Origin of the sequence: Lentzea albidocapillata (genome assembly GCF_000719115.1) — a bacterium.
Taxonomy (GTDB): Bacteria; Actinomycetota; Actinomycetes; order Mycobacteriales; family Pseudonocardiaceae; genus Lentzea; species Lentzea albidocapillata.
This window is the reverse complement of sequence record NZ_JOEA01000012.1, coordinates 137,805-156,598: the sequence shown is the minus strand read 5'-3', so window position 1 is coordinate 156,598 and position 18,794 is coordinate 137,805. Positions and strand designations below refer to the sequence as shown.

Here is an 18,794-nt window from a genome sequence, read left to right as displayed (position 1 = left end):
ATCGCGTTGAGTAGCGGGGGTTTTGTGGCAATCGGCAGTGCGAAGCGACGTCCCACCATCGGGATGATCACCGCTGGCCCGCTCATCGAGCTCGCGGGCGAGCAGTGGCGTGGTGTCAGCGACGGGGCTCAGCGCCTCGGGTGCGACCTCGTGTGCTTCGTGGGCAGTGAACTGGATCATCCGGATCCGCTCAAGCGTCGTGCCAACACGGTTTACGACCTCATTTCGCCGAACCGCATCGATGCGCTCGTGGTGTGGACTACGCGCGTGGGCCAGCTCATCGGCTCCGATGGCATGCAGGAGTACGTGAAGCGGTACGCGCCCATGCCCATCGTGAGCGTGGAAACAGGCCTTGCCCAGTGGCCAACGATCTCGATGGACAACCGGGACGGCATGAAGCAGGCCGTCGACCACCTCATCGAGGTGCACGGCAAGCGCCGGATCGCGTTCGTCCGAGGGCCGCAAACGCATGCGGGCGCCCGAGAGCGGTTCCTGGGTTACGCGGATTCGTTGCGCAACCACGGAATCCCGTTCGATCCCGCGCTCGTCACGATGCCGGGTTCGTTCATCTGGGAACCCAGCCGCGCGACCGAGGCCGTGCGCAAAATGCTCGCGCGGATCGAGGAACCACCGGACGCCATCGCCGCCGCGAGCGACGACTACGCGATCGGGGTCGTGTCCGCGCTGGAGGAACTGGGTTTCCGTACACCGGAGGACGTCGCCGTCGTCGGGTACGGCAACCACACGAACGTCCGCACGCACGACCTCGGTTACAACGCGGGAAGTCAGACGTCGAGGGCGCGGCGCGAGGTGCACGCCGACGCGGCGACGCCCGCGTTCACCACCGTCAGGGCGCCGTTCCACGAGATGGGGTTCCGGGCGGCCGAACTCGCGGTGGCGCTGGTCAGGGGCGAGCCCACGCGCCGGCGGCAGACCATGCCGACCGAACTGATCGTGCGCCGGTCGTGCGGCTGCCTGCCGTCCGGGCTCGGCGACCACGCGCCCGCGCACGACCGGCTGAGCATCAACGAGTCCGCGACCGCGTCCACCGTGGCCGACCACCTGCGCGACTCGCTCGGGCAACCCGCCGTGAAGCTGCCGGAGGGATGGGCCGAGCAACTGGTCGTCGAGCTCATGGCGGCTGGCCGCGGCGAGGTCGAGGGCGCGGAGTTCCTGAAGCTGCTGGCCGAGTACATCCGCGGAAGTGCGCGCGCCGGGTGCGAACCGGCGCAATGGTGGCCACCGCTGTTCGACCTGCATCGGTTCGTGACGGCCCGCATCAGTGACGCGACAATCATCAACGACCTGTGGCTGCGCGTGCAGTTGCTTCTGGGCGATGCGTTCGCTGCGGACGCACGGTTCAAGTACCTGTCGCACGAGCGTCACGACCAGACGGTGCGTGAAGCAGGGCAACGGCTCATCGCGTCACGGGACGTGGACGAGCTGACGAGCGCACTGGCCGAGGAACTCCCCCGCCTCGCCATCCCCGGCTGTCACGTCATGGCGTACGACACTCCGGGTACGGCGCGCGCGCTCGTCCGGTACGAGCACGGCGAACTCAAGACCCCACCGGACGCCCCGTTCCCCACCATCAACCTGACGCCGTACCAGTTCCGGCGGAACACCCCGTTCAACGCGCTGATCGCCCCGCTCTACACCGACGAGGACCACCTCGGGTACGTGATCTTCGAGGAGGGCCCGGAGCCCGGCTGGATCTACGAGGCCGTGCAGCAGCAGCTCAGCAGCGCGTTGCGCAGCATCAGGCTGATGCAGGAACTGAAGGACGCGCGCGCACGGCTCGAAGAACGCGTCGGCGAGACCGAAGCGCAGTTGCGGCACGCACAGAAGATGGAGGCCATCGGCCGGTTGACCGGTGGCATCGCACACGACTTCAACAACATCCTCACGGTCGTGAACGGCAACAGCGAGATGCTGCTGCGCCGCACCCTTCAGGACGATCCGAGGCGCACGGCGATCGAGGACATCAGGCACGCCGGCGAACGGGCCGCGAACCTGACGAGGCAGCTGCTCGCGTTCACCCGCCAGCAGGTCCTGCATCCGGAGTCGCTGGACCTCAAGCACAACCTCACCCAGGTCCACTCGATGCTGCGCACGCTCGTCGGCGACCACATCGAACTGGAGATGCACCTGCCCGACGGCGTCGCCCGGGTGTGGGCGGACGCGGGCCAGGTCGAGCAGATCCTGTTCAACCTCGCGGTCAACTCCCGCGACGCCATGCCCGGCGGCGGCACGCTGAAGGTCTCGATCGCGGACAGGAAGCTCGGCGGCGGCGACACCGGCCGGATCGTCGGCGTGCGGCCCGGCGAGTACGTCGTCCTGCGCGTCCAGGACACCGGTGCCGGCATGGCGCCGGACGTGCAGGCGCAGGTGTTCGAGCCGTACTTCACCACCAAGCCGGTCGGCAAGGGCACGGGTCTCGGCCTGTCCACGGTGTTCGGCATCGTGCAGCAGTCCGGCGGGCAGATCGAACTGAAAAGCGCGCTGGGCGAGGGCACGACCGTGGAGGTCTATCTGCCCGTGCCGCACGAACGCGACGGCACGCCCGAAGCGCCGTGCGCGCGCCGCCCCACCACGCACCAGGGCGCCGGCACCGTGCTGCTCGTGGAGGACGACGCGCAGGTGCGGGTCATGACCCGGCGCTCGCTGGAGATCGCGGGCTACGCGGTGATCGAGGCGGGCGACGGCCAGGAGGCGCTGCAACTCGCCACCGCGCACCGCAGCACCATCGACCTCGTGCTCACCGACGTCGTGATGCCGAAGATGGGCGGCCCGGAACTCGTCCGGCTGCTGCGCTCGACCGGTGCCGCGCCCGCCGTGATGTACATGTCCGGCTACACGACCGACGAGGTCCTCGACGACGAGGTGCTGATCACCAAGCCGTACGTGGAGTCGGTGCTGCTCGAACGCGTCCGCGAGGTACTCGCTCAGGACGCCTGAGCGCGCTTGGCGAGCACGGCGCGGATCGTCTCGTCCAGCGTCTCCAGCCGGAACGGCTTCTGCAGGTAGGCGGCGATCTCGTGCCCCGCGAACCGCCGCTCCAGCGACGGGCGGTCGTAGCCGCTGGTCAGCACCACCGGCACGGTCAGGCCCTCGCGTTCGAGCTCCGCGAGCACCTCCTCGCCGGACAGGCCCGGCATGCTGTGGTCGAGCAGCATCGCGTCGATCTCGGTGGACCGCCGGCGGAGGGTCGCGATCGCCTCGATGCCGTCGATGGCCTGCAGAACGGTGAAGCCCAGCTCCTCGAGCAGGCTCACGGTGTACCTACGCACGGGGTCCTCGTCCTCGACGACGAGCACCAGCCCAGCCAGCGACATACGGGCAAGTATGCCGGAAACTATTCGTGTCCTCAGCACCAGGTCACCGTCTATTCTTGGTAATTCTTCACGAACTGCTCCATCAGTGTGACCTGGGCCATTTGGATCACACCATTGGTGGAGGCTCTGCGCTAACCTTCGCGACACCGCTGCCGCGCCACGCTGAGAAAGAGGGACCAGGAAAGGCCAACTCCATGCGTAAAGCGACGGCAGCAGCCGCTCTGGCCGTGCTGTTCACATTGTCGTCAGCACCCGCACACGCCGCGACGATTCCTTCGGAGCGCGTGACGATCGACGTGGTGACGGTGAACGGTTCCGGGTGCAAGCAGGGCACCGCCGAAGTGATCGTCTCACCGGACAACACCTCGTTCTGGGTGATCTACAGCGACTACCTGGCCCAGGCGGGCAAGGGTGCCGGTGCGACCGAGTTCCGGAAGAACTGCCAGCTGACCCTGCAGGTCAACGTCCCGCAGGGCTTCTCGTACGGCATCGCCGAAGCGACCTACGGGGGCTACGGGTACGTCCGGCCCGGCGCCGTCGGGCACCAGTCGGTGAATTACTACTTCCAGGGTCAGTCGGCCACCACGACGTGGAGGCACACGTTCAACGGTCCGTTCGACGACAACTGGTCGATCACCCACCGGACCGAGTTCTCCGAGATCGTCTGGGCACCGTGCGGCGAGAAGAAGAATCTCAACGTCAACAGCGCCCTGCGGGTCGACAAGGGTACCTCGGACGCCGATACGAACAGTTTCATGACGATGGACTACCAGCGCGGAGAAGTGCGCACCCTGCACCACTTCTCGTGGAAGCGCTGCTGATTTCCTGAAAGGCCGCCGCCACCCAAGTCCAACCGCCGCCACCCTCCTGCGAGACGCGTTTGGAAAGGTGCCTCATGCTCAACGCGGTTGCCGCTGCCCTGCTGGCCTCGGCCATCATCATCCCGCCCGGCGCGCCCGGCGACACGCCGCCGCCCGACCACATCACCATCGACGTCGTCACGGTCAACGGCTCGGGTTGCCCGGCGGGCACGGCGGCCGTCGCGGTGTCCGAGGACAACAAGGCCTTCACCGTCACCTACAGCGACTACCTGGCCCAGATCGGGGTCGGCGCACGACCGACCGACTTCCGCAAGAACTGCCAGCTCAACCTGCGGGTCAACGTCCCGCAGGGCTTCACCTACGGCATCGCCCAGGCCGACTACAGAGGGTTCGCCCACCTGGAACGCGGGGCGTACGCCATCCAGAAGGCCAACTACTACTTCCAGGGCATGTCGCAGAACGACTCGGCCTCACACCGGTACAACGGTCCGCACAGCGACGACTGGCAGGCCACCGACCAGACCGAGCTCGCCGCGATCGTCTACTCACCGTGCGGCGAGAAGCGGAACTTCAACATCAACACCGAGCTCCGCGTCTACCCCGGCTCGTCCAACACGGCCACGACGACCAGCTTCGTGTCGATGGACTCCACGGACGGTGCCATCGACACGACCTACCAATTTAGTTGGAAGACGTGCCCGTAGTAGTGCTGTGACTACCGCACGCGCTCGCACGAGCGTGTGCGGTAGCACATATGTGAGCCGACAGCCGTACAGATTCGCGTGTGACGACGTCTTACTCCCATGACGGGGCAGGTCGGGGTAAAGGGGCAGCCAATGCCATCCGCCGCATACGCGCAGTACGGTGAGGATCGCAAGGCTCACAGGGGAGGTCGGATACTGACCACGACGCTGCTCCCGGCCAGACGGTCGGCGACGACTGCGGCCGGCTCACGCTGGCCGCTCAGTGGTGACTACCGCCAGGTCCTCGCCGACCTCGCGTTGATCTTCTTCGCCGCACTCGACGTCTGGCTTTTCGGGTTGTGGCTCGAAGCCGACCCGATCACGGACCTCCCGCCGATCGAGAACTACCAGCTCTGGCTCAACTGGCTCGCGGTCGGCGCGCTGGTCCTGCGCCGCCGGTTCCCGTTCCTCACGCTGGTCCTCACCATCCCCGGCTTCTTCGTAGGCTGGTCGCAGCTCGCCGCGATGATCGCCCTCTACACGGTCGCCCGCCGCTACATCGGCGGCTGGCAGACGGGTCTCGCGGCCGCGCTGGTGTGGCTCTGCCGGTTCGTCGCCTGGCCGTTCCAGGAGCTGATCGAACGGCCCGCGTCGGGTCACTTCCACTCGGCGATCTACGGCTTCCTGGTGGCGGGCCTGCCGATCGCGATCGGCCTGCTGGTGCACGCGCGTCAGGAACTCTCCGACCGCATCTCCGAACTGGCCGAGTCACGCGAGAGAGAGCGTGTGCTCCACGCGCACGCCATCCGTGCCGACGAACGGGCAAAGCTCGCCCGCGAGATGCACGACGTCGTGTCGCACCAGGTCAGTCTCATCGCGATGCAGGCGGGCGCGCTCCGCATGGCCGTGGCCGACGCCGAGCACAAGCAGGTCGCTGGCACCATCCGCATGTTGTCGACGCGCACGCTCGACGAACTCCGTCAGCTCGTGTCCGTCCTACGCACCACAGACGACACCCAGCCGAGCCTCGACGAGCTGCCGGAGCTGGCCGCCGACGCGGGCTTCGAGGTCACCATCCAGCTCAAGGGCCCCGTCGAGGACCTCTCCGCACCGGTGTCCGGCGCCGTCTACCGGACGGTGCAGGAGGCCCTGACGAACATCCGCAAGCACGCCGTGGGCGCGAGCGCGACGGTGTTCATCGACGCCCAGTACGACGACAACGTGCTGGTCGAGGTGCGCAACACCGCCTCGTCCAGCCCGTCGTCGACGTTGCCCAGCGGAGGTCACGGCCTGGTCGGCCTGCGTGAGCGCGCCACGTTGCTCGGTGGCGAGTTCTCGGCGGGGCCGACCGAGGACGGCGGCTTCCTGGTGTCGGCGACGTTCCCGAGGGAACGCGTCATCACCGATTGAAGCGCTTGAAGGCGTGGTACGACTTCTTGGGCTCCAGGCGGTAGGGCGAGTTCTCGTCGTCGAACCGCTCACGGATCGTGCGCAACAGGCTGTACGAGGCCATGTCGTAGTCACGATCGCGGCTCGTCGGGTTGTGCGGCGAGTCCGGTGAGATGACCGAGTACAGGTGCGATCCCTCGACATCGGGCTGTGCGCCGAACACGCGCAGCATGCGGGCGATGTGGTCGGCCTGTTCGCGTTCGTTCCGCTCGAAGCCGGGCTTGATCACGGGCGGGTCGGCCTCGTAGTCGACGATGTCCCAGCCCATCCCGCCGGCCTTCGCCGCGCCCGTGAAGGTGCAGCAGCCGTACTCCAGGATCATCAGCGGCTTGCCCCAGCGACGGTATTTGTCCAGGTCAGTCGCGTACTCGGCGTCGGTCTCGAAGTGCGTGTAGTAGTCGAGGCCGACGAGGTCGAACAACGACCAGTCGGTCCACTCCGCGTCCGCGCCCGCCGCCGCGCCGTAGGTGATGCGGCCGTGGAACTCCCTGCGCGCCACCTCGACGGCCTTCGCCATGAACTCACGGAAGCGCCGGACGACCGCCGGCCAGTCCGTGATCGACGGGATGTGCGCGATCCGGTCGAGGAACGTGTCGCCGGGGATGATGCCCGGCGTGAACAGGAAGTGCTCGCAGCCGGTGACGAACGTGATGTCGTCGCCGTGCCGCTTCCGCTCGGCCGTGCGCGCGGCCTCCGCCATGTGCTGCAGGATCTGCTCCTGCGGGTGGTCGTAGAGCCTGGGCTGCACGAAGACCCGCATGCCCTGGCGCACCGCCGCGTCCGTCGTCTCGGCGAGGCGGCCGAGATCGCTGCCGAACGCCGTGATCGACGGGCAGCGCAGGTCGTCCGCGATCAGCCGGATCTCCCGTTCCAGCTGCGGACGGCTCCAGCGCACGCGGCTCAGCGGTTCCCCTGCCGCGTGCAGCACACCGGTGTCGTAGCAGACGCCGCCACGCTTCCGCGGCGCCGCTGCCGCCGTGCCTCCCCCGATGCTCGCCAGCACCGCGGCACCGGCGACGGACTTCAGAAACACCTTTCGACTGATCATCGTTCCCCCTGACTGGTTGCTCTCCCAGAAGCACTGCTTCTTCGAGAACGCCCGTCAGGGGTCGAATTGTCGCGTTCGAAAAGCGGTCAGGCGCGCCTGGAGGCCAGCGACGCACTCAGTGCCGCGGCCGCGCCGAGAACACCGCAGGTGAGCGCGACGGACATCGTCGGTTCGTGCTTGAGCAACACCGACACCAGCAGCCACACGGCCAGCCCGAGGCCGAGACCGAGCGGCACCGACGCGATGACCGCCGCCATGCCGGTCTGCCGCCGCCGCAACGCCCGCAGGTTCGACTCCAGGTACGCGAACGTGAACAGCAGCAGCAACGCCGAACCGGTGCCCATGAGGCTCAGCCACGGCGTCTGGCTGGACTCCAGCAGGAACGGCGGCTGCTCGTCGACCTGGGCCGTCACGACGCCGCCGATGATCCACCTCGCCGCGCCCGGCAGCACGAAGCCCTCGGTCCCGCGCTGCGGCACGTCCGCGAGCGGAATCCCGGCCGCCGTCACGACGAGATGCGTGCCGTCGACCTTCACGGGGCCCGCGAGGTCCATCTCGATGGTCGTCGCGGGCGGGTTGCCGGTCGCCACGAACGGCACCACGGCCATCGCGATCAACGCGAGCGCCGCCACCAGCCACAACGCCCACGGCGTCGACGGCGGCTTGATCACCTGCGAGGCGGGCACCAGCGTGCTGCTGCCGCTCAGGCGCGCAGCGGGGATCGGGTCGACCAGCGTGGCCCGGATCCGCTGTCCCGTGAGCGTGACCGTCTCGCGTTCCGGCACAGGCCGCAGCGACGGACGTGTGGACGACGACGACACCTGCGGTGCTAGGTGCACGGGGATGCCCAGGCGCACGAGCCAGTCCGGACCGAACAGGTGGCCCGCCGCGCCCGCCAGGTCGATCGCGAACGTCTCGGCGTTGCGGTAGCGCGCGTCGGGCTCCCGCGCGATGCTGCGCATCACCACACCGGCCAGAGGTTCCGGCACCTTCGGCAACGGCCGCGGCTCCTGGAACACCCTCTTCTGGATCATCGCGATCGGACCGCCGCCGCGTTCGAACGGCAGGTCGCCGCACAGCAGTTCGTAGAGCATCGTGCCGGTCGCGTAGACGTCGGCCGCGGGCGACAGGGCGTTGCCCATCGCCTGTTCCGGCGCGATGTAGGCGGGCGTGCCGAGCACCGCGCCGCCGTGCGTCACCAGCGTCGCGCCCTCCGACACCACCTGGGAGATGCCGAAGTCCGCCACCTTCACCACGCCGTTCGAGGTGAAGAGCAGGTTCTTCGGCTTCACGTCGAGGTGCAGCACGCCGGCCTCGTGCGCCGCGTGCAGCCCAGCCAGCGCCGCCAGCACGATCCCGCACGACTGCTGCGCGGTCAGGCCGTCACCGGAGAACCGCGACCAGACCGTGCCGCCGTCGAGGCGTTCCATCACCAGCAGGTGCTCGCCCTGCTGCCGGACGTAGTCGTAGACCGGCACGATGTGCGGGTGGTCGAGGCGTGCCAGCAACCGCGCCTCGTGCTCGAAGCGCTCACTCATCCGCGGATCTTCGGCCACGGCGTGCGGCAGCCGTTTGATCGCCACGGGACGCCCGAGCTGACGGTGCACACCGCCGTAGACGACACCCATGCCGCCCTCGCCGATCTGGTCGCCGACGGCGTACTGCGGCAGGGCGGCGACCACACTGGACAGAGTCACCGTTGAATCCTCACGGTATCCATTTCGGACGGTGGCCGTTGCTCACCGGGGTGCGGCGTCACGTAACCGAGCACGAACGCCGCCGCGGCCGCGCCGATGATGAACGGGATCTCGGCCGTGGGCGACGGCGCCACCAGCCGCAGCACCGACAGCGAGATGACCGCGATCAGCCCGGTCCCGATGCCGGCGGGCAGGAACCGCATGGCCCGCTGCCACCGGTTCGCGGGCAGCCTCCTGCGCGCCAGCGCGATCAGCGCGCCCGCCCACGACAACGCCGTCAGTACGAGCACGCCCAGCCCGAACGCCCCGTAGACCGACCAGAGCGAGCCCCTGACGTCACCGGTCGTCTCGACGGACGCGATGCTCTCGCGTTGCACGTCGATGACCTCGACCGTGACCGGAAGGAGACCGATCGCCTGCGAGCCGAGGTCGGTCGGCTCCAGCGGGAACGAACGGGTCTCCGAGGACTTCGCCGGCACGTCGAACGGAACCGTTGTGTCGTAAGCGAAGAAGGTCAACGCCAGCGCGGTGCCGCTGATCCGCACGGTCTTCACGCGCTGCGGGGTGTTCGTATTGTTGCGGACCGTGACCGAAATCTTGGCGGTCTGCGACGGGTCCAGCACCAGGTTCCCTACTCCAACCGGCCTACCGTCCACATCGGCCTCGAGGATCACAGACCCGTCCTGTGCGGAGGCCGCGGAGGGAAGCAGCATAATTCCGCACCACAGCAGTAAACCTGCACCGGCCATGCGACGTCTCACTAGCGCACCTTAGGTTCTGATCCGGGGAGAGGGAATGCGGTCTTTAGGCTTACTCGTGGCCATGATGGCCGGTGTTACGGTGCTGGTCGCCACACCGGCCACGGCCCAGCAGCCGCCGGTGCTCTCGGCGAACCCGAGCGTCGGCGCCCCAGGAACGGCTTTCAAGGTCGCGTGGACCGGGATCTACTTCGATCCGGACTGCACGAACTTCGCCATGCGCGTCCTCTGGGACGGCAAGACCGTAGTGGGCAGCGGTACCGGTGGCGGTCGCGGGACGGGTTCCGGTTCGGCAACGGTTCCGGCGAACGCCACAGCCGGTGGTCACCGGGTGACGGTCCAGGCGACCTCGTGCCAGGCCGGCGCGGCGACCACGACGTTCACCGTCCGCGTCCCGCCGACCACCACGACGACTCAGCCGCCCGTCACCACACAGCCGCCCGTTGTCACCAACCCACCGGTGACCAAGCCTCCCGTGACGACCCGTCCCCCGGTCATCACGACCACCACGACTCCCCCGGTGACGACCACGACCACCACCACGGATTCGTCGACCCCGCCGTCCTCCTCCACGACCGACGCGCTGACCGACCCCGATGACGGCGTCCTGATCCTGGACAAGGACAACATCCAGCCCGGCGACGACCTGACCGCGACCGGCACCGGCTGCCCCAAGGGCGCGAAGGTGACGCTGAAGTCGCTGGGCCAGGACGTCGGCAGGACCACGGCCGACGAGAACGGCGAGTTCCGCTCACCCGTGCGGTTCGAGAACATCGAGCCCGGCCGTCACAAGGTCCGCGCGGAGTGCGGCATCGTGCTCGTGGGCAACGTGGACGTGACGCTGTCGAGCTCGTCCGGTGGCACGACCAGCACGCTCGTGGTGCTGTTGTTCTTCCTGCTCGTGGGTGCCGCGATGCTGCGCCGTCAGTTCTCCGGCCTGAGGCGATAACGAGAAACGCGAAAGGCACCCTCTCCGCAGTAGAGGGTGCCTTTCGCGTGACTACCGAAGATCTGAGCCTTACGGCTCTTCGCGCTGGCGGCGCAGCTTGGCGAGAGCCTCTTCGAGGATCGCCTCGCCGTCCGCGTCGGAGCGCCGCTCCTTCACGTACGCAAGGTGCGTCTTGTACGGCTCGTTGCGCGGAGGCGCGGGTGGCGTCTGCTCGTCACGACCTGCCGGCAGGCCGCAGCGCGGGCAGTCCCAACTCTCCGGAACCTCCGCCTCGACCGCGAAGGAAGGCCGGGACTCGTGACCGTTCGCGCACCAGTACGACACCCGACGACGGGGCGCGGACTCGCCGCGCTCCGACTCACCCATCGGGCCTGCGCCGACGCGGGTACCGCGAATCGCGTTACCACCGGACATCGACCGTTACACCCCCACCAAGTGGTTACCCCAAGCCCCTGAGGGCTTCTGCCGCTGAACGGAAGATCAGGCTCCGGGGAGCTTGATCAGCAGCCCGATACCCACGATGGCGATGACCCAGATCGCGCCGACGAACAGCGTCAGGCGGTCGAGGTTCTTCTCGACAACGGAGGAACCGGACAGACTCGACTGCATGCCGCCGCCGAACAGCGAAGAAAGGCCGCCACCACGGCCGCGGTGCAACAGCACCAGCAGCACCAGCAGCACGCTGGAGACGATCAACAGGATCTGCAGGAACAGGATCATTTCTTCCTCGCTGTCAGGCAGCCGACGCCATAGAGTACCTGTTCGACTGCCGAACGTGTGCATCCGGTGGGATTAGGGATTAAGCCAGATCAACTTAGGGTAGAGGCCCGCCGGCAGCCAATGCGCACAGCTTGGTGAATTCGTCCGCCTGAAGGCTGGCGCCGCCCACGAGAGCGCCGTCGATGTCCTTCTGCGCGATCAGTTCACCGATGTTCGACGACTTCACCGAACCGCCGTAGAGCACCCGGACGACCGCCGCGGTCTCCTCGCCGTACTTCTCCGCGACGAACGAGCGGACCAGCGAGCACACCTCCTGCGCGTCCGCGGACGACGCGGTGCGGCCGGTGCCGATGGCCCACACGGGCTCGTAGGCGAACACGATCTTGGCGACCTGCTCGGCCGTGAAGCCCTTGAGGCCGTCCTCCAGCTGCCGGCGCACCAGCTCCAGGTGACCCTTGGCCTCGCGGACGTCGAGCTTCTCGCCGAAGCAGAAGATCGGGGTGACCTCGACCTTCAGTGCCGCCTTGACCTTGGCGTTGACGATGGCGTCCGTCTCGCCGTGGTACTCGCGCCGCTCGGAGTGCCCGACGACCACGTAGTGGCAGCCGAGCTTCTTGATCATCAGGCCGGAGACCTCACCGGTGTAGGCACCGGAGTCGTGCTGCGAGATGTCCTGCGCGCCGTACTTGATCAGCAGCTTGTCGCCGTCGACCAGCGTCTGGATGCTGCGGATGTCGACGAACGGGGGAAGAACGGCGACCTCGACCTTGGCGAAGTACTTCTCCGGGAGGGAGAAGGCGATCTTCTGCACGAGGCCGATCGCCTCGAGGTGGTTGAGGTTCATCTTCCAGTTGCCCGCGATGAGCGGGAGCCGGGCTGCCATCAGGACTCCAAAACGCTGATGCCGGGGAGTTCCTTGCCCTCAAGGAACTCCAGGGACGCGCCACCGCCGGTGGAGATGTGCGAGAAGCCGTCCTCGGGCAGGCCCAGCGCACGCACCGCGGCAGCCGAGTCGCCACCGCCGACGACGGTGAACGCGTCGGACTTCACGAGCGCCTCGGCGACGGCACGGGTGCCGCCGGCGTAGGTCTCGATCTCGAACACGCCCATCGGGCCGTTCCAGAACACGGTCTTGGCGTCGGCGAGCTTCGACGCGAACAGCTCGCGCGACTTCGGGCCGATGTCGAGGCCCATCTTGTCGGCGGGGATCGAGTCGGTGCCGACGACGTCGTGCTCGACGTTGCCGAACTCGGCCGTGACCAGCACGTCGACCGGCAGCACGAGCTCGACGCCGCGCTTCTCGGCCTCGGCGAGGAAGCCCTTCACCTGGTCGAGCTGGTCGGACTGCAGCAGCGACGTGCCGACCTCGTGGCCCTGGGCCTTGAGGAACGTGTACGCCATGCCGCCGCCGATGAGCAGCCGGTCGACCTTGGCCAGCAGGTTCGCGATGACGCCGAGCTTGTCGGACACCTTCGCGCCGCCGAGCACCACGACGTACGGGCGCTCCAGGTCGTCGGTGAGCTTCTTGAGAACCTTGAGCTCGGCCTCGACGAGACCGCCGACGTACGCGGGCAGCTTCTGCGCCACGTCGTAGACCGAGGCCTGCTTGCGGTGCACGACACCGAAACCGTCGGACACGAACGCGTCCGCGAAGGACGCGAGCTCGTCGGCCAGTGCCGAACGCTCCGCGTCGTCCTTCGAGGTCTCGCGGGCGTCGAAGCGGACGTTCTCGAGCATCACGACGCCACCGTCGGTGAGCGCGCCGACCACGGACGTGGCGGACGGGCCGACCAGGTCGCTCGCGAGCGCGACCTCGGTGCCGAGCAGCTCACCGAGGCGAGCGGCGGCCGGGGCCAGGGAGAACTTGGGGTCCGGCTCGCCCTTGGGGCGGCCGAGGTGGGCGGTGACGATCACGCGGGCACCCGCGTCGGCCAGGGCCTTGATCGTCGGCACCGACGCGCGCACGCGGCCGTCGTCGGTGATCTTGTCGCCGTCGAGGGGGACGTTCAGGTCGGCGCGCACGAGGACGCGCCGACCCGAGACACCCTCGGCGAGCAGGTCGCTGAGAGTCTTCACTGACTGTTCGCCCCTGCTCAGATCTTGGAGGCGACGAGCTTGACCAGGTCCGCGAGGCGGTTGGAGTAGCCCCACTCGTTGTCGTACCAGCCGACGACCTTGACCTGGTTGCCGATCACCTTGGTCAGCGGCGCGTCGTAGATGCACGAGTGCGGGTCGGTGACGATGTCGGCCGACACGATCGGGTCCGTCGAGTACTTGAGGATGCCGGCCAGGGGGCCCTCGGCGGCGGCCTTGTACGCGGCGTTGACCTCTTCGACGGTGACCTCACGCTTGAGCGTGACGGTCAGGTCGGTGGCCGAGCCGGTGGGGATCGGCACGCGCAGCGCGTAGCCGTCGAGCTTGCCCTTGAGCTCCGGCAGCACCAGGCCGATGGCCTTCGCGGCGCCCGTGGAGGTCGGGACGATGTTCAGCGCGGCGGCGCGGGCACGGCGGAGGTCGCTGTGCGGCGCGTCCTGCAGGTTCTGGTCCTGCGTGTACGCGTGGATCGTGGTCATGAGGCCCTGCTCGATGCCGAAGCTGTCGTTCAGCACCTTGGCCAGCGGCGCGAGGCAGTTCGTGGTGCAGGACGCGTTCGAGATGATCGTCTGCGAACCGTCGAGCTTCTCCTCGTTCGCGCCGATGACGACGGTGAGGTCCTCGTTCTTGGCCGGCGCGGAGATGATGACCCTCTTGGCGCCGCCCTCGTCCACGTGCGAGCGGGCCTTGGTGGCGTCGGTGAAGAAACCGGTCGACTCGACCACGACGTCGACGCCGAGGTCCTTCCAGGGCAGCTTGCCCGGGTCGCGCTCGGCGAGGGCCTTGATGACCTTGCCGTCGACGGAGATGCCTTCGTCGGTGACCTGCACGTCGGCGTCCAGACGACCGAGGATGCTGTCGTACTTCAGCAGGTGGGCCATGGTGGCGACGTCACCGAGGTCGTTGAACGCGACGATCTCGATGTCGTGGCCGCCGGCCCTCACGGCGCGGAAGAAATTGCGCCCGATCCGACCGAAACCGTTGACACCTACACGAACCGTCACGACTGACTCCTTGCGTTCAGCTTGGTAGGAACAAGCCCACCCTATCTGCCGAACTGCGTCCCTGGTCACAGGGATAGTGAGTATCTCTTGATCGAGCCAGAAAATCGGCCCCTGACTAGGCCGTTCGGCGGCGCAGCGCGCGGAGCATCCAGAGGTACGCGCTCAGCTCCTCCGCGGCCTCCGCAGCAGTGCGGCAGGACTCCGGACCGGTCTCCTGCGCGTCCCCGCCGACGACGGCCGTGATCCGGGCGAGCCACTCGTCGACGACGGCCCGGTCCTGGGGCGGCACAAGCGACGCCGCCGGGTCCACCGGTCTGTTCTGCGCTGTCATGGACCGATCCTGGCTACACCTGGGAGAACCGTTCAATACCCGAAACAGCGGGTGTTACGGACCGTTACGCGCCGGGTACGGTCAATGGTCATGACGGCCACCGCCGCCTGCGTGACATGTGGAAACCCGCTTCCCGAAGCGGTCGCGGGCCGACGCTACTGCTCCAACGCCTGCCGTCAACGCGCGTACCGCGAACGCAGCTCGGCACGCGAGGACTCCCCGCACGACTCGGCTCTCCCGGCTCCGCTGGACACGTTCGTGGGCCGCCGCGAGGAGCTGGCCTCGCTGGCGCGCACCGAGACGGCACGTCTCGTCTCGCTGGTCGGTCCAGCGGGCGCCGGCAAGACCAGGCTGGCCGTCCAGCATGTGGCCAGACGCGCCGACCAGACGTGGTGGGCGGCGTTGGCGCCGGTGTCCGACGCCGTCCAGGCCGTCTACACGGCGGTCGGCGCCCACCCGCTGCCGAACCGCTCGGTGCGCGACGCGGTGGTCGCCGAGATCGAGCAGCACCGGCGGCCGTTGCTCGTGCTCGACAACTGCGAGCACCTGCTGGCCGACGTCGCCGACGTGGTGTCGGAGCTGCTGGCGTCCTGCCCGCGGCTGCGCGTCCTGGTGACGTCGCGGGAGCCTCTTCGCCTTGCCGGGGAACAGGTCTTCGCGGTCGGCGAGCTGGAACTGCCGCCCGCCGAGGCCGACGTCACCGAGGCCCTGCGTTACGACTCGGTGGTCCTCTTCCGCGATCGCGCGGTGTCGGTGGACCGCTCGTTCGAGGTGGACGCCACGAACGTCGCCGACGTCGTCGCCGTGTGCCGTTCCCTGGACGGCATGCCGCTGGCGATCGAACTGGCCGCGCGGCGCATCACCGTGCTCTCCCCCGCCGACATCCTCGCCCGCCTGGGCGACCGCCTCGCGTTGCTGACCGGCGGGCCGCGCGCCGCCGAGGACCGGCACCGCACGCTGCGGACCGCGATCGGCTGGAGCTACGACCTGCTGTCCGAGGAGGAGCAGGCGGCGTCGCGCCGGCTCGCCGTGCTGGGCGTGCCGTTCGACCTCGGGGTGGCGAGCGCGGTCTGCGGTGTTGCCGACGCCCTGGAGCTGCTGACCGGTCTCGAGCAGAAGTCGCTGCTGGTGGTCGACCGGGTCGGCGGCCACACGACGTTCCGCCAGCTCGAATCGGTCCGCCTCTACTGCCACGAGCGCGCTATCGCGCACGCCGACATCTCTCTCGTGGCCGACCGTGTCGTCGAGTGGGTGTGTTCGGTCGTGGAGCCGGAGATCTCGTCGTTCTTCCCGTCGCCGCCCGTCGTGCTGCGCCTGGACCGCAACGTCGGCCTGCTCGCACTGGCCGTGAAACGCACCGCGGAGACCGGCGACTGGTCGCGGCACGCGCTCGCGATCGTCGCGATGGCCTGGACCTCGACCCCGCACGGCCCTCGCGGCGCCACCACCGAACTACTGCATCAGGCACTGTCCCGGCCGATGCCCCAGGCGTACCGCAGCGTTCTGGCGGTGCTGGCGGCGATGCACCACCGGGTGCGCGGCGGCTGGCACGTGACCCGCCGGTTCGCCGAGGAGTCGCTGGCGATCGAACGCGCCGACGCCCGCCGCCCCGGCACGACGGCCCGTGCGCTGGAGGTACTCGCGTCCGCCGAGGCCCACACCGGCGGTCCGGAACTGGCCTGGCGGTTGTTCGACGAGGCCGCCGCACTCCTGCGCGAATCGGACGACAAGCTCGCACGCGCCATCCTGCTGAACTCCTACGGCTGGACGTTGGTGCAGCACGGTTTCCCGGACCGGGCCGCTCCGCTGGTCCACGAGGCGCTGACGTTGACCCGCCTGATCGGCCTGCCGCACATGCTGAACCCGGTCCTGCACACCGCGGGCGCGATCACGTTGGCGCGCAACAGTTTCGCCGAGGCGGTCGACCTGTTCCGCGAGAGCCTCGAAGTGGGTTCCGAACACCCGGTGGACCAGTACTACGACCTGGAAGGGCTCGCACTGGGCTTGGTCGGCGTGGGTTCCGACGACGAACGCGCCCTCTCACTGCTCGTGTCGGCCGCCGCCGTCCGCACCCGCTACGACTTCCGCGCCGAGCCGTACTGGCAAGCGCTGCTGGACGAGGCGCGAGCCGTGTGCCGTGAGCGGATCGCGGCCGGGCGCCTGCGCGCCGCCGAGTCGACGGGCGAGCGAATGTCGTTGGCACAGGCCATTTCCTACGCCCTGACCGCGCGCCCGAACGCCGAGGCCGATGGGCTGGTCTCCGCACGCGAGTTGCACGTGGCGACGCTGGTGGCGGAGGGGCTGACGAACCGGCAGATCGGGCAGCGGCTCGGCATCTCACCGCACACGGTCGCCCGGCACGTCACGCACGCGCGGTCCAAGCTGGGGCTGCGGTCGCGGGCCCAGCTCGCCGTGTGGGCGGGCCGCCAGACGCCCTGAAGGCCCGCACCTGATCGCCAGGTGCGGGCCTGCGGAGTGGTTCAGGTCAGCCGAGGTCGGGGAACTCGACCCGCTCGGGGTCGACGGTGCCGACGCCACCGATGTTCACCGGCGCGTGCCACGAACCTGCCAGCGCGTTGTTGTTCTGCCACGCCGTCAGCGAGCCGTCACCGGACACCTTGATCACTTCCGCCCTGCCGTCCGCGTTGAGGTCGGCGAACTTGACGCCGGCGATCGGACCGGCGCCGACCCCGCCGATGGCCGACGGCGCGTGCCACGACCCGGCGAAGGCGTCGTTGTTCTGCCACGCGACGAGCGTGCCGTCGGCGTTGACCTTGACCAGGTCTGCCTTGCGGTCCGCGTTGAGGTCGGCGAGGCGCAGCTGGGCCGGGTCGACCGGACCGGTACCGCCGATGTTCACCGGCGCGTGCCAGGATCCCGCCAGCGCGTTGTTGTTCAGCCACGCGGTCAGCGAGCCGTCCGGGCCGATCTTGACCAGGTCCGCGCGCTTGTCACCGTTGAGATCGGCCAGCCGCAGCTGTGCCGGGTCGACGTCGCCGACGCCACCGATGGTCGACGGCGCGTGCCACGAGCCGGTGAGGGCGTTGCCGTTCTTCCAGCCGGTCAGCGTGCCGTCGGCGTTGACGCGGACGATGTCCTCCTTGCCGTCACCGTCGAGGTCGCCGTACTTCACCCGCGACGCCTCCACCGGGCCGACACCGCCGATGCCCTCCGGCGCGAACCACGAACCGGCCAGGGCGTCGAAGTTCTGCCAGCCGGTCAGCGTGCCTCCGTCGTTGAGCCGCACGACGTCCGCCTTGCCGAACTGCGGGGGCGGCGGCGCGTCGCTGACCCCGACCGGGCGGACGTACTTCACGAGGTAGTAGCCCTCGCTCGCCGAGTAGGTGCCGGTCGTGCCATTGATCGTCTCCGGCACCACGCGGGACCTGCCGGAGGTGGTCGGCTGGTCGCCGGAACCGCCGTCCCAGTTGCCGTTCTGGACGCGGACCGTGCCGTTGGAGTTGACCCCGACGACGATAGCGACGTGGTTGATGTTGCTGGCCGAGTTGGTCGAGCTGAAGACCGCGGCATCACCGACGTGAGGCGTGTCGCTGAGTGAGCCGTTGCTGACGCCGTACCGGTAGAAGCTGCGGGCGCCGGGGTCGAGGCCGGTGACGCTGATGCCTCCGACGTTCGCCCAGACCCACTTGGCGAAGTCGGCACACCAGTACTCGGGACGGCCGCTGTAGCCGGTGCAGCTGGTGTAGTAGTACCTGCCTCCTAAACTGTTGGTGCTGCAGGCCATTTTCCCCTCGTTGGCGTTGGCCAGGTTGGCGATGTCGGTACCCGTGGCAGCCTGGGCCTGGCCGACGAGCAGCAACGAGCCGAGGACGGCGGTGGAGAGCAGGGTCGTGGCGACCCGGCTGAGGGCGCGAGTGAGCGTCATGGTGGTTCTCCTTGTCAGA

At 68.6% G+C, this 18,794-nt stretch carries 17 protein-coding genes; 6 read left to right on the top strand and 11 right to left on the bottom strand.

Going from position 1 to position 18,794, the window contains the following annotated elements; translation table 11 throughout:
• Positions 1-63 precede the first annotated feature (63 nt).
• Positions 64-2,958 carry a substrate-binding domain-containing protein gene (locus tag IG04_RS44095; RefSeq protein ID WP_084402126.1) on the top strand — a complete coding sequence of 965 codons (2,895 nt, stop codon included), beginning with the start codon at positions 64-66 and terminating at the stop codon, positions 2,956-2,958.
• Here the strand turns inward: IG04_RS44095 and IG04_RS0119600 are convergent.
• Positions 2,946-3,335: a response regulator gene (locus tag IG04_RS0119600; protein WP_030478118.1), complete on the bottom strand. Its 390-nt coding sequence runs from the start codon at positions 3,333-3,335 to the stop codon at positions 2,946-2,948. The two genes, IG04_RS44095 and IG04_RS0119600, sit on opposite strands and share 13 nt — an antisense overlap.
• A 194-nt stretch (positions 3,336-3,529) precedes the next feature.
• Between IG04_RS0119600 and IG04_RS0119595 the strand changes: the two genes are divergently transcribed.
• The 3 genes from IG04_RS0119595 to IG04_RS0119585 all read left to right on the top strand — a co-directional run bounded on the left by IG04_RS0119595 (position 3,530) and on the right by IG04_RS0119585 (position 6,249).
• A complete protein-coding gene (locus IG04_RS0119595; RefSeq protein WP_030478117.1) occupies positions 3,530-4,156 on the top strand; it encodes a DUF4360 domain-containing protein in 627 nt (208 codons plus the stop codon).
• Between the two features lie 74 nt (positions 4,157-4,230).
• Complete coding sequence (locus IG04_RS0119590; protein WP_030478116.1) at positions 4,231-4,860, top strand: DUF4360 domain-containing protein; 630 nt, start codon at positions 4,231-4,233, stop codon at positions 4,858-4,860.
• A gap of 132 nt (positions 4,861-4,992) precedes the next feature.
• Positions 4,993-6,249: a sensor histidine kinase gene (locus IG04_RS0119585; RefSeq protein WP_030478115.1), complete on the top strand. Its 1,257-nt coding sequence runs from the start codon at positions 4,993-4,995 to the stop codon at positions 6,247-6,249.
• Here the strand turns inward: IG04_RS0119585 and IG04_RS0119580 are convergent.
• The 3 genes from IG04_RS0119580 to IG04_RS0119570 all read right to left on the bottom strand — a co-directional run bounded on the left by IG04_RS0119580 (position 6,239) and on the right by IG04_RS0119570 (position 9,746).
• Positions 6,239-7,336 (bottom strand): hypothetical protein, encoded by a 1,098-nt coding sequence (locus IG04_RS0119580; RefSeq protein WP_030478114.1) that lies wholly within the window; start codon positions 7,334-7,336, stop codon positions 6,239-6,241. The two genes, IG04_RS0119585 and IG04_RS0119580, sit on opposite strands and share 11 nt — an antisense overlap.
• Positions 7,337-7,422: 86 nt before the next feature.
• Complete coding sequence (locus tag IG04_RS0119575) at positions 7,423-9,033, bottom strand: serine/threonine-protein kinase (RefSeq protein ID WP_030478113.1); 1,611 nt, start codon at positions 9,031-9,033, stop codon at positions 7,423-7,425.
• Positions 9,030-9,746, bottom strand: coding sequence for a hypothetical protein (locus IG04_RS0119570; RefSeq protein WP_144065676.1), 717 nt, complete (start codon positions 9,744-9,746; stop codon positions 9,030-9,032). Before IG04_RS0119570 ends, IG04_RS0119575 begins: the two co-directional genes overlap by 4 nt.
• 109 nt (positions 9,747-9,855) lie before the next feature.
• Between IG04_RS0119570 and IG04_RS48180 the strand changes: the two genes are divergently transcribed.
• Positions 9,856-10,740: an MSCRAMM family adhesin SdrC gene (locus IG04_RS48180; RefSeq protein ID WP_245816689.1), complete on the top strand. Its 885-nt coding sequence runs from the start codon at positions 9,856-9,858 to the stop codon at positions 10,738-10,740.
• Positions 10,741-10,809: 69 nt separating this feature from the next.
• On the opposite strand, the gene IG04_RS0119560 is transcribed toward IG04_RS48180, so the two are convergent.
• The 6 genes from IG04_RS0119560 to IG04_RS0119535 all read right to left on the bottom strand — a co-directional run bounded on the left by IG04_RS0119560 (position 10,810) and on the right by IG04_RS0119535 (position 14,889).
• Positions 10,810-11,154 carry an RNA polymerase-binding protein RbpA gene (locus tag IG04_RS0119560; protein WP_030478110.1) on the bottom strand — a complete coding sequence of 115 codons (345 nt, stop codon included), beginning with the start codon at positions 11,152-11,154 and terminating at the stop codon, positions 10,810-10,812.
• A gap of 66 nt (positions 11,155-11,220) precedes the next feature.
• A complete protein-coding gene (gene secG / locus IG04_RS0119555) occupies positions 11,221-11,460 on the bottom strand; it encodes a preprotein translocase subunit SecG (protein WP_030478109.1) in 240 nt (79 codons plus the stop codon).
• Positions 11,461-11,554: 94 nt separating this feature from the next.
• Positions 11,555-12,343, bottom strand: a complete 789-nt coding sequence (gene tpiA, locus IG04_RS0119550; protein ID WP_030478108.1) for a triose-phosphate isomerase — start codon at positions 12,341-12,343, stop codon at positions 11,555-11,557.
• Positions 12,343-13,536, bottom strand: coding sequence for a phosphoglycerate kinase (locus tag IG04_RS0119545; protein ID WP_030478107.1), 1,194 nt, complete (start codon positions 13,534-13,536; stop codon positions 12,343-12,345). Before IG04_RS0119545 ends, tpiA begins: the two co-directional genes overlap by 1 nt.
• A gap of 17 nt (positions 13,537-13,553) precedes the next feature.
• The gene (gap, locus tag IG04_RS0119540; protein WP_030478106.1) at positions 13,554-14,558 is read right to left on the bottom strand and encodes a type I glyceraldehyde-3-phosphate dehydrogenase; all 1,005 of its coding nucleotides are present in this window, start codon (positions 14,556-14,558) and stop codon (positions 13,554-13,556) included.
• A 115-nt stretch (positions 14,559-14,673) separates the two neighbouring features.
• Positions 14,674-14,889, bottom strand: coding sequence for a hypothetical protein (locus tag IG04_RS0119535; protein ID WP_144065675.1), 216 nt, complete (start codon positions 14,887-14,889; stop codon positions 14,674-14,676).
• Positions 14,890-14,979: 90 nt separating this feature from the next.
• Between IG04_RS0119535 and IG04_RS0119530 the strand changes: the two genes are divergently transcribed.
• Positions 14,980-17,328: an ATP-binding protein gene (locus IG04_RS0119530; RefSeq protein WP_159460515.1), complete on the top strand. Its 2,349-nt coding sequence runs from the start codon at positions 14,980-14,982 to the stop codon at positions 17,326-17,328.
• 46 nt (positions 17,329-17,374) lie between these two features.
• Here the strand turns inward: IG04_RS0119530 and IG04_RS0119525 are convergent, their stop codons facing one another.
• Entirely contained in the window at positions 17,375-18,775 is a 1,401-nt protein-coding gene (locus tag IG04_RS0119525; RefSeq protein WP_030478103.1) for an FG-GAP-like repeat-containing protein, read from the bottom strand.
• Positions 18,776-18,794: the final 19 nt, after the last annotated feature.